Source organism: Shewanella sp. TC10 (assembly GCF_009663145.1).
Taxonomy (GTDB): domain Bacteria; phylum Pseudomonadota; class Gammaproteobacteria; order Enterobacterales; family Shewanellaceae; genus Shewanella.
Genome location: NZ_VKHR01000008.1, coordinates 98,003 through 107,600 on the forward strand (window position 1 = coordinate 98,003; position 9,598 = coordinate 107,600).

Below are 9,598 nucleotides of genomic sequence, written 5' to 3' on the forward strand. Positions count from 1 at the left end.
TGACTAAGCTCTAATTTTAACAATCATATTCATCACAGTAACCGCTATGGCACCGGCAACAACACCAAACACTGCATTTAATACACTCGGTGTAATCACTGCTAACCCCCCACCAACGTAGGCGAGTTCACCCATAAGTGAAGCGATCATTGCAATCTGCGCCCCAATGGCGTGAATGCCATGGGTTAATATGCCTCCTCCGACCATAAACATGGCTATGGTGCCTACTATAGTGAGTCCTTTCATTAAATATGGAGCAGAGGCCAATAACCAAAACCCAATTTTATGCCACATGGCAACCAGAATTCCCTCACCTTTGCGTTGAGTTAGATACAGGCCTAAATCATCAATTTTAACGATACCAGCAACTAAACCATAAACCCCCACCGTCATAATGATGGCAATAACACTCAAGGTTAAAAACTGACTCAGTAAACTACTTTCAGCAACGACGCCTAAACTTATCGCGATAATTTCAGCTGACAATACAAAATCAGTTCTAATTGCCCCCTTTACTTTCTTTTTCTCAAAATCTGCAATGTCTTGTGCAGATTTTTCGACAATTTGTGTCTCAGTTATATCGGCTTGTTTGTCTTTTCGATGTACGTATGAGTGATGAATTTTCTCAAAGCCTTCAAAACACAAAAACAAGCCACCAAACATGAGTAATGGCGTAATCGCCCAAGGAATAAAAGCACTTATCAATAAAGCTGCAGGGACCAAAATTAATTTATTAAAAAATGAGCCTTTAGCCACCGCCCAAACTACTGGTAATTCGCGCTCAGAGGCCACACCTGAGACTTGTTGAGCATTTAAGGCTAGGTCATCACCTAATACCCCTGCCGTCTTTCTGGCAGCTATTTTACTCATTGCAGCAACATCATCTAAAATCGCAGCAATGTCATCCAATAACATTAATAAGCTTGCACCAGCCATATTTCATCCTTGTATTATTCTTTTTGATGTCGCTAATGAGAAGATGTTAGTTAAAAAGCATATTGCCAAACTAGGCCAAATGTATCGAAATCATTTCCTATACGCGTTATGACGCCAGTACTGGCATTTAGTTTAATGCTGTGGTGCTGATTAAAAGCCAATGAATAAGTTAAACCAAAACGAGAATTATCTTGTGAATCATCGGCGTCAACTCCGTTTTTAGCAGTTTCGCCTCCAACAAAATAATTACCACTTAACGATAACCACTGCCCACGACCAATACTATAAATAATATGCCCTTGGAATGTATATTGAGCCTGTTTCTCGAGCTCAGTTTGATTATAAAACTCGTCGTTATCACTATAGAGTCTAATCGATGTCATCGCGCTATATTGCCAATCGCCGATGGTATAAGACATACCCACACCAGGTCTAAAAACCCATTGGTTGGCACCAGCATTAATGAGTTTATTTTTGTCATAAGTCCCAACAGGTAAACTGAGCTGTAAACTTGACCCAATGACTAACCCTTCTTTGTATTGAGCAAAGTCTTTTCGCTCCATAGCAGGTGCGCCGTAAAAATTCCAAGTAAGCCTTATATTGGGATCGCCATAGCCACAACGATCAGCTTCTACAACTTCATTTTGGTAATCTGCAGAGCCTTTCATACAAATCCTAGATACCGACATATCTAATTTTGATGATCTACCCGCTATGGAAAATGAGTGAGCATAACCTAGTACTGCCGCATCTAATTTCAAATGAGCATCTTTTAAAGGGACTGATGGTGAAGGTGATAACGCACCTTCTGAATGTAAGTAGCCAACAGCCAAGAAATGCATATTAATAGGAATGTTGGTATAACTTCTAGGCTCAAGGTCTTGTGACTTAGCATGGAAGGAAAAAACACAGATAAAACAACATAATATCACTGTATTTCTTGGTAAATCCTGCAGAAATTGCGTTATGACTTTGAAGTAATCCATACTTTTATTAAACTCATTTTCCATAATGGCTCTTAGTTATTGAATAATTTTACAATTTGAGTTTCAAAGTGAGTGTTAAACATTTCTTATAAAGCATGTGTTAAACAATACGCCGTTATCTGATGAAAAATAACGGCGAGATAAGTAGGTATTAATTTTGAGACACCGTAAGTTTTAGGGGGTGTCTATAGCCAGTGCTTAGGCTAAAGTGACAGTCGATCAATTATTTTCATCACAATAGCAAACTTTCTTGATTAAGCGTTTCTAAATTCACTGTTACCGGCTTAATCCTCAATGTCAGTATTACCGCCACACGAATGACGTACTACCATATTCGTTGGGATGAGTTGTGGACCCACTTCTTTGCCTCTTATCAGTTTTAATAAACTATCGACTAAGATTTCCCCTGCTAATTTAGTATTTTGCTTAACGGTAGTAAGTGAAGGATTGGCAAAGCTAGCGACAGGAATATCATCATAACCCACCACAGCGATATCTTCTGGTACTCTAACGCCTCGTTTTTTAAGCGCGCGAATAGCCCCAATAGCAATCAAATCACTGGCTGCGAAAATAGAGTCAAATTCATGGCCGCTATCTAATAATTTCATCGCTGCATCAAAACCAGAGCTTTCGGTACTAATCGCGTCAAACTGACACTTTTTATTCAATTTAATACCGACTTTTTTAAGTACCTCAGCATGCCCCAAGTAACGGTCACGAAATTCAGGGCTATGCTCAGAAGCATCACCTAAAAAGGCTATTTTGCTCAGACCTAATGAAATCATATGTTCAGTCGCTATAACGCCACCTTGATGATTATCACAGCCGATAGACAACACTTCTTTGTTATTATGCTCAGCACCCCAGATAATAAAATGAGTGTTTTGTTCTAATAATTTTTGCAGCTTGTGCTCATAATCTACGTAGTCGCCATAGCCCAATAAAATAATGCCATCTGCCTTATTGCTATCTTCGTAATCAGCATGCCAATCACTGGATAATTGCTGAAAAGACACTAACAAGTCGTAGCCTTGTTGAGCTGTAGCACGAGTAATAGAACCGAGCATTGAAAGAAAAAATGGATTAATTAACGATTCATCGTTGGTGGGATCTTCACAGATTAATAATGCCAAAGTATGGCTATTTTGCGTGCGCAAGTTACTGGCATTCTTATCGACTTTATAATTTAACTCTTTTGCAATCGCTTGAATCCGTTGACGAGTTTCGAGATTTACCAAGGGACTATTTCTCAGCGCACGAGAAACCGTTGATTGAGAAACACCAGCGCGATAAGCAATATCAATGGAGGTAGCTTTAGATGTCATATTAGCATCAGGCCTTTTTATAGTTATTTTAGGTACTCACACCCTGTTTATACCTAAAATAACCCTAATAATCACCGTTTTAATTTAATTTATAAGCCTAATTCATTTAATAAATCATCGGCATCATCTGCAACCACAACTGGTGCGTCTTTTTTCGCAATAGGTTTTGCTTGGGAGCTGTTACTATTTCCGTGGGCTTCAATCAATGAATCAGGATCAAATTCTTCATCCATTTCAAACTCTTTGAGCTTAATGAACTCAGTTTTATCCATAGCGAACTCAAGATAAAAAATGTGGTTATCAGCGGTTTTAAATGACACTCTTCTTGATACCGCTTCATCTAAATTAGTGTCAATCGATATAGTTAACTCTTTGTTGATGGTTAACATTTTCGGTTGGCTTTGGCTAATAGAGGTTTGTAATTCTTTTGATATGGTTTTGATGAAATCACCTAAAATTTGATTCATCAATTCGCCCATGACATTCCCAACATCATCAGAGGTGTGTGAGAAAGCCAATTCTGACTCTGGCATTCCCATGTTAATCATATATCTACGATATATTTCAATGGCTGCTTCTTTTGAAAAATTAATAACAACTAAACCAGAAAACCCACCATCAAAAATTGAAAAGCAACCTAGATCAGGTTTTAAACAGGTACGGGTGATATTTTGTACCATGCCAGCATGAGTCACTTGGCTGTCACTAGTACTCGAAAGAACATGAGAAACTGAATGACACAGCTTAAGTAAGATGTCATCCGTTGTAACAATTTGAACTGAATCCATAACAATATTTACCTAGTTTTACTTTTCCCTCATTCTGAGGCTTATCGAATAATAAATCAAAGCTAAAACAACTCATTATCAAAAATAAAAAACCTCTATAACATCAATATTGTTAACTAATTGAAAATTCGATTTTTAAAAGCTTCCTCAATTACTCTTATTTGACTTAGCACTTGTATCTTTTTGTAAAAAGAGACCAATAGATCACAATTCTCGTATTTAGATATTTTTTTATATCTAAAACTGTCTATATTTGCCCAATATATTGAAGAAATAGATTTTTAAGGATACCTATGATCGCCTTCCTAAGACAGTTAACCATTTTGAAACGACTCATCATAATGTTAGCTCTGGCGGCTATAGGTACAGTATGTTTTGCCAGTTTTTCCATCAACGAACAATACAATAATCTTCTCAATCAAAAGACGGTTCAGATAGAAGCGCAAGTGTCTACAGCCACGTCTTTACTCGATTCGCTTACTAGGCAAAACAATAACCAAGTCTCTGAAGCCAACATCAAACAATATGCATTATCGGTAATTTCTGACCTGCGATATGGCAATAATGAATCTTACATAGTGGTTGATGCTGATAATGTCATTATTAGTTTTCCTGAAAACAGTATGCTCGAAGGCCGTTCTTTTGATAGCTATATTGCATCAGACGGTTCTAAACCATTTATTGAACTTGTCACTAATGCTAGGAGAATGACTAAGAGTCAGCTTGAATATCAAGCAAACCTTGCTTCAACTTCTGGTGTTGAAACCATCTTATCTGGCGCTGAATTTTACCCAGAATGGGGCTGGACTATTATTGCACATGGCAATGTCAGTGATGTAATAGACAGCATGGGCAGTGTTGTGATTAATTACCTGATCATCATGATGCTAATTTCTATTCCTATTTTTGGTTTTTTCTTACTGCTGAATGTTTCTATCACCTCTCCTATTAATGCAGCGATTGCAGCAATGGAAGATATTGCTAAAGGTGAAGGCGATTTATCAAAGCGTTTAGATAACAGCGGCAAAGATGAAGTCGCTAAAATGGCTGATGCATTCAATGATTTCGTCATGAAAATTGCGGCTGTAGTCTCAGAGTTAAAACCACTGGGTAAAGAACTTGATACTGATGCACAGAATTTGCTTGTTGCTGTAGAAGAGTCAAATCAAAGCGCTGAGTTAATACATAGTGAAACACAAAGTGTCGCGACTGCAGTCAATCAAATGCTGGCAACCACCCATGATATGGCTCAAAATACTTATCAAGCAGCTGATGGCGCTAATAACGTTAAGGCCCAAGCACAACAATCCCATGCATTTATGCAGGAAACAGTTCACGAAACTGATTTACTGGTTACAGAGCTTAAAAACGCTGAGAATGTAACCCACGATTTAGGCAAGTCGTCGATAGAAATCAGCACCATTTTAGACACCATTGGTGGGATAGCCGATCAAACCAATTTGCTGGCACTTAATGCCGCAATTGAAGCCGCTCGAGCAGGTGAATATGGCCGCGGGTTTGCTGTAGTTGCAGATGAAGTCAGAGCGCTAGCAACTCGTACACAGGCATCAACTAACGAAATTAATAAAATTATCACTAATATCCATGATGGTGTTGAGCTGGTGATTAAGAGTAATACTGAAACTCAAGAGCAATCGATTCAATTACAATCAAAAGCGATACAATCTCAAGACGCTATGACAGAAATACTTGCTGTTATTGCCAACATCAGCGATATGAATACGCAACTTGCTAGCGCGACTGAAGAGCAGTCACAAGTGACGGAAGAGATAAACCGTAATATCACAACGATTTCTGAATTAACTGAAATCGCTGTAAAAACCAACGAAACTAATTCAGACGCGGCTCAATCACTGCAAACCATTAGTCAAAATGTCACGGAAAGCTTAAGTCAGTTTAAAACAGATTAATTAGATTGACTTTCAACTCCCCCCCAGCCTTTACAATTAAGAAGCGCGAATAAACATTCGCGCTTCTTATTTCTTAGATGAATCATATTTAATTTCCAAACCAAGTTAATGCTATATATCGGCTGTTAGCCCGCTAAGGTTTACGGTATTATCCTGCCTATAATTTTTAAAAGAGTTACTTTAGATGTACGAAAAAACCGTCACTATTATCGCTCCCCATGGAATTCACACCCGCCCTGCTGCATTATTAGTCAAAGCGGCAAAAAACTTTGACTGTGACGTCATAGTCGAATGTAATGGTAAACAAGCAAGTGCCAAGAGTTTGTTTAAATTACAAACTTTAGGGTTATATCAAGGTCAATCTGTTAAGGTATTTGCCGATGGAGAACAGGCTGAAAAAGCAGTAGAAACTGTCTCTGAATTACTTATCACTCTCAGCTAACAGGAACGTTTATGGCAGTAACAGGTATTGTTGTCTCCCCCGGAATTGCTTTTGGCCAAGCAGTTCATATTAATCTGCACAATCAAACTGTCGATTATCGTTTATTACCTGTCGCCAATATTGCTAAAGAGTGTGAAAAAGCCACTAAAGCCATTGGTTTCTTAAGTTCTCACCTAAAACATTGCCAAGCTAAAATTGAACCAGACAGCGAGCATTTTCATTTAATCGACGCTGATATCATGCTGTTAGAAGATGATGATTTAGCTGAGCAACTCAAAAATTACATTACCCGATTTAGATTTTCTGCAGTTGTCTCTGTTGAACGAATATTTGCGCAACATGCTGAAGAATTAGCTCAGCTAGATGATCCATATATGGCAAATCGCAGCAATGACGTACTTTGCCTAGGTAAACGATTGATGTCTGCGGTCAATGGAACCTTACAGTGGGATGTATCTAAACTTACTGACAATAGTATTTTATTAGCTGAAGATATTACTCCTGCTGAGTTTGCTACCATTCCGTTAAATAAGATTAAAGGTATCGTGCTACAAACTGGTGGGTTGACAAGTCATACTGCCATTTTAGCCAAAGCGGCTGGGATCCCTGCTTTATTAAGTTGCCAATTTAATAGCCACGACATAACTGATGGAAGCCCTCTGATTTTAGATGCCATCAGTGGCGAGCTGCACATTAAACCATCTGCGCAAACAAGGCTGCAGTTAAAGGAAAAATCAGAACAAGAAACACAGCGACGTAATGCACTACTACAATATGTCGATAAACCTAGTGTTACTCTCGATGGTCACCCAGTTTGTTTACTTGCTAATGTCAGCAGCTTAAATGATGTGACTCAAATTGAGCATAGCGGCGCGGCTGGAATCGGTTTATTCAGAACTGAATTTTTATTGATGCAAGTGGAGTCAGTACCTGATGAAAAACAACAATATCAGCAATATTGCGATGCACTGCATAGTTTAAATGGCAAAGTGCTGACCATTCGTACCTTTGATATTGGTGCAGATAAAGAAATCCCCTGCTTAAGCCAGCAATACGAAGATAACCCCGCTCTAGGCGTTCGTGGCATTCGCTATAGTCTTCAGCATCAATCTTTATTCACTACTCAAATTAAAGCTGTTCTTAGGGCGGCTAATCATGGCCGGATAAGACTTTTATTTCCTATGGTGAATCAAGTTGAAGAGCTCGAGCAAGCATTTGCGTTAATAGAATCTTGCAAGCAACAACTTATTGAAGAAGAAAAAGGTTTTGGCGATCTTAATGTCGGCATTATGGTAGAAACGCCAGCAGCGGTGCTTAATTTGCCGCACTTATTGCCAAAATTAGATTTCGTCAGTATCGGCAGTAACGATTTAACCCAATATACTTTAGCAGCTGACCGTGGAAATCCAGAGCTAGTCAAAGATTACCCACCGGTATCACCAGCCATGATTCGATTTATTAAGATGGCAGTAGACACATGTAAAATCCATCAAATCAAAGTGTGTTTATGCGGTGAATTAGCCAGTGATACGAAACTAATTAGCTTGTTAGTCGGTCTAGGAATTGACGAGTTAAGTGTTAATACCGCGAGCTTACTAGATGTTAAAGCCACAATCTGTAACGGCCAATATCAGCATTTTTACAACCAAGCACAACAAGCATTAGGCTTTAGCCATATAGAACAATTAAACCAGTTATTCAGTTAATTTGACTTTATTTAGTATTTTTCAATATTTATTGTTTATAAAAAAATCAGACAACACTAGAATAAAACCATAAAAACATTATAAAAAGAGGCTATATCTCATGGGATTTTTAAGCCGTATACGCCGACTTATTTCAGGGCAACCTACCTTAACCGGTGGTATAGAAATTTTTGCACCTGTTTCAGGCGACCTAGTAGAAATTGAACAAGTACCTGATGTGGTTTTCGCTGAAAAAATCGTCGGCGATGGATTAGCCATTAACCCGACTGGAAAACTTATTTTAGCCCCCATTGATGGCACCATTGGCAAGATATTTGAAACCAATCATGCTTTTAGTATTGAGTCACCTCAAGGGCTTGAGCTATTTGTCCATTTTGGCGTAGGCACAGTGGAACTGCGCGGAAATGGCTTTAAACGCTTGGCAGAAGAAGGACAACAAGTAAAAGTAGGTGACCCTATTTTGCAATTTGATCTGGAGTATTTAACTGATCAAGTTGAAAGTTTATTGACCCCGGTTGTGCTAGCCAACATGGAAGACGTGCAATATCTAGTTAAAGCTGAAGGCCAAGTCACGGCGGGTAAAGATGTCATCTTTACCGTTGAGCTTTAACCAAATAAAACAGAATTAAAACTAACTCTACAAATCAAGATTGCGCAGCTGTTCAAATAGTAAGAAATTAAGAGGTATTGAACAGCTTAGCGCTACAACAAGACTCAAGGAAATATTTACACAATGAGTAATAGCGTTATATACGGCATTAAAAACTGCGATACCGTTCGTAAAGCACGTAAATGGCTAGAAGCGGAAAACCAAAATTTCACCTTCCATGACTTTCGCGAGCAAGGCATTAACGCTGACATCATTAATCAATGGTTTGAACTAACTAATTGGGAATTGTTGTTTAATAAACGTAGTACCAGTTTCAGAAATTTAACCGATGAGCAAAAAGCGGATATCACTAAAGAGAAAGCACTGCAGTTGATGGTCGAATTTCCAACGTTAATTAAACGTCCAGTGTTGATTCAAAATGAGCAAATTCTAATTGGCTTTAAAGCCGCTGACTATCAAGCGTGGTTTAAATAATGACTCAAGAAGTATTAGCACTGGCCAAAGATTTACTATCTCGCCCGTCAGTCACACCTTTAGATGAAGGCTGTCAGGAGCTCATGGGCGATAGACTTGCAGCTGCAGGATTTAATATTGAATCCATGGTCTTCGATGATACCACTAACATGTGGGCTAGACGTGGTAATGAAAGCCCGGTTTTTTGCTTTGCAGGTCATACCGACGTTGTACCAACAGGTGATTTAAGTAAATGGCATACCCCACCTTTTGAACCAACTGTAATTGATGATTATATTCATGGTCGCGGCGCTGCGGACATGAAAGGCTCTTTAGCTGCCATGGTTGTTGCTACCGAGCGTTTTGTTGCCAAGCACCCTGATCATAAAGGTTCAATTGCTTTTCTCATTACAAGTGATGA

10 protein-coding genes are annotated in these 9,598 nt (G+C 38.7%); 6 read left to right on the plus strand and 4 right to left on the minus strand.

Going from position 1 to position 9,598, the window contains the following annotated elements:
* Window positions 1-3: 3 nt before the first annotated feature.
* The 4 genes from FNZ24_RS04665 to FNZ24_RS04680 form a co-directional block, all read right to left on the minus strand.
* The gene (locus FNZ24_RS04665) at window positions 4-936 is read right to left on the minus strand and encodes a DUF808 domain-containing protein (RefSeq protein WP_153913285.1); all 933 of its coding nucleotides are present in this window, start codon (window positions 934-936) and stop codon (window positions 4-6) included.
* A 50-nt stretch (window positions 937-986) separates the two neighbouring features.
* Window positions 987-1,946, minus strand: a complete 960-nt coding sequence (locus FNZ24_RS04670; protein ID WP_228768375.1) for a transporter — start codon at window positions 1,944-1,946, stop codon at window positions 987-989.
* Between the two features lie 260 nt (window positions 1,947-2,206).
* Window positions 2,207-3,247, minus strand: a complete 1,041-nt coding sequence (locus FNZ24_RS04675; RefSeq protein WP_153913287.1) for a LacI family DNA-binding transcriptional regulator — start codon at window positions 3,245-3,247, stop codon at window positions 2,207-2,209.
* Window positions 3,248-3,336: 89 nt separating this feature from the next.
* On the minus strand, window positions 3,337-4,035 hold the full coding sequence (locus FNZ24_RS04680) for a DUF3334 family protein (protein ID WP_153913289.1): 699 nt from the start codon (window positions 4,033-4,035) through the stop codon (window positions 3,337-3,339).
* A 293-nt stretch (window positions 4,036-4,328) separates the two neighbouring features.
* Here FNZ24_RS04680 and FNZ24_RS04685 point away from each other — a divergent pair, with 293 nt between their 5' ends.
* The 6 genes from FNZ24_RS04685 to FNZ24_RS04710 form a co-directional block, all read left to right on the plus strand.
* Window positions 4,329-5,966 (plus strand): methyl-accepting chemotaxis protein, encoded by a 1,638-nt coding sequence (locus tag FNZ24_RS04685; RefSeq protein WP_153913291.1) that lies wholly within the window; start codon window positions 4,329-4,331, stop codon window positions 5,964-5,966.
* 184 nt (window positions 5,967-6,150) lie between these two features.
* The gene (locus tag FNZ24_RS04690; RefSeq protein WP_102526216.1) at window positions 6,151-6,408 is read left to right on the plus strand and encodes an HPr family phosphocarrier protein; all 258 of its coding nucleotides are present in this window, start codon (window positions 6,151-6,153) and stop codon (window positions 6,406-6,408) included.
* A gap of 11 nt (window positions 6,409-6,419) precedes the next feature.
* Window positions 6,420-8,114 carry a phosphoenolpyruvate--protein phosphotransferase gene (ptsP, locus tag FNZ24_RS04695; protein WP_153913293.1) on the plus strand — a complete coding sequence of 565 codons (1,695 nt, stop codon included), beginning with the start codon at window positions 6,420-6,422 and terminating at the stop codon, window positions 8,112-8,114.
* Between the two features lie 100 nt (window positions 8,115-8,214).
* Window positions 8,215-8,724 (plus strand): PTS glucose transporter subunit IIA, encoded by a 510-nt coding sequence (gene crr, locus FNZ24_RS04700; RefSeq protein ID WP_153913295.1) that lies wholly within the window; start codon window positions 8,215-8,217, stop codon window positions 8,722-8,724.
* Between the two features lie 123 nt (window positions 8,725-8,847).
* Window positions 8,848-9,198 carry an ArsC family reductase gene (locus tag FNZ24_RS04705; RefSeq protein ID WP_153913297.1) on the plus strand — a complete coding sequence of 117 codons (351 nt, stop codon included), beginning with the start codon at window positions 8,848-8,850 and terminating at the stop codon, window positions 9,196-9,198.
* The coding region (locus FNZ24_RS04710) for a M20/M25/M40 family metallo-hydrolase (RefSeq protein WP_153913299.1) at window positions 9,198-9,598 on the plus strand (401 nt) is incomplete at its 3' end. The genes FNZ24_RS04705 and FNZ24_RS04710, both read left to right, overlap by 1 nt.

Bases quoted from the DNA above. Each gene is read 5' to 3' on its own strand.
- FNZ24_RS04665 (WP_153913285.1), bottom strand. From the start codon at position 936: ATGGCTGGTGCAAGCTTATTAATGTTATTGGATGACATTGCTGCGATT.
- FNZ24_RS04670 (WP_228768375.1), bottom strand. From the start codon at position 1,946: ATGGAAAATGAGTTTAATAAAAGTATGGATTACTTCAAAGTCATAACG.
- FNZ24_RS04675 (WP_153913287.1), bottom strand. From the start codon at position 3,247: ATGACATCTAAAGCTACCTCCATTGATATTGCTTATCGCGCTGGTGTT.
- FNZ24_RS04680 (WP_153913289.1), bottom strand. From the start codon at position 4,035: ATGGATTCAGTTCAAATTGTTACAACGGATGACATCTTACTTAAGCTG.
- FNZ24_RS04685 (WP_153913291.1), top strand. From the start codon at position 4,329: ATGATCGCCTTCCTAAGACAGTTAACCATTTTGAAACGACTCATCATA.
- FNZ24_RS04690 (WP_102526216.1), top strand. From the start codon at position 6,151: ATGTACGAAAAAACCGTCACTATTATCGCTCCCCATGGAATTCACACC.
- ptsP (WP_153913293.1), top strand. From the start codon at position 6,420: ATGGCAGTAACAGGTATTGTTGTCTCCCCCGGAATTGCTTTTGGCCAA.
- crr (WP_153913295.1), top strand. From the start codon at position 8,215: ATGGGATTTTTAAGCCGTATACGCCGACTTATTTCAGGGCAACCTACC.
- FNZ24_RS04705 (WP_153913297.1), top strand. From the start codon at position 8,848: ATGAGTAATAGCGTTATATACGGCATTAAAAACTGCGATACCGTTCGT.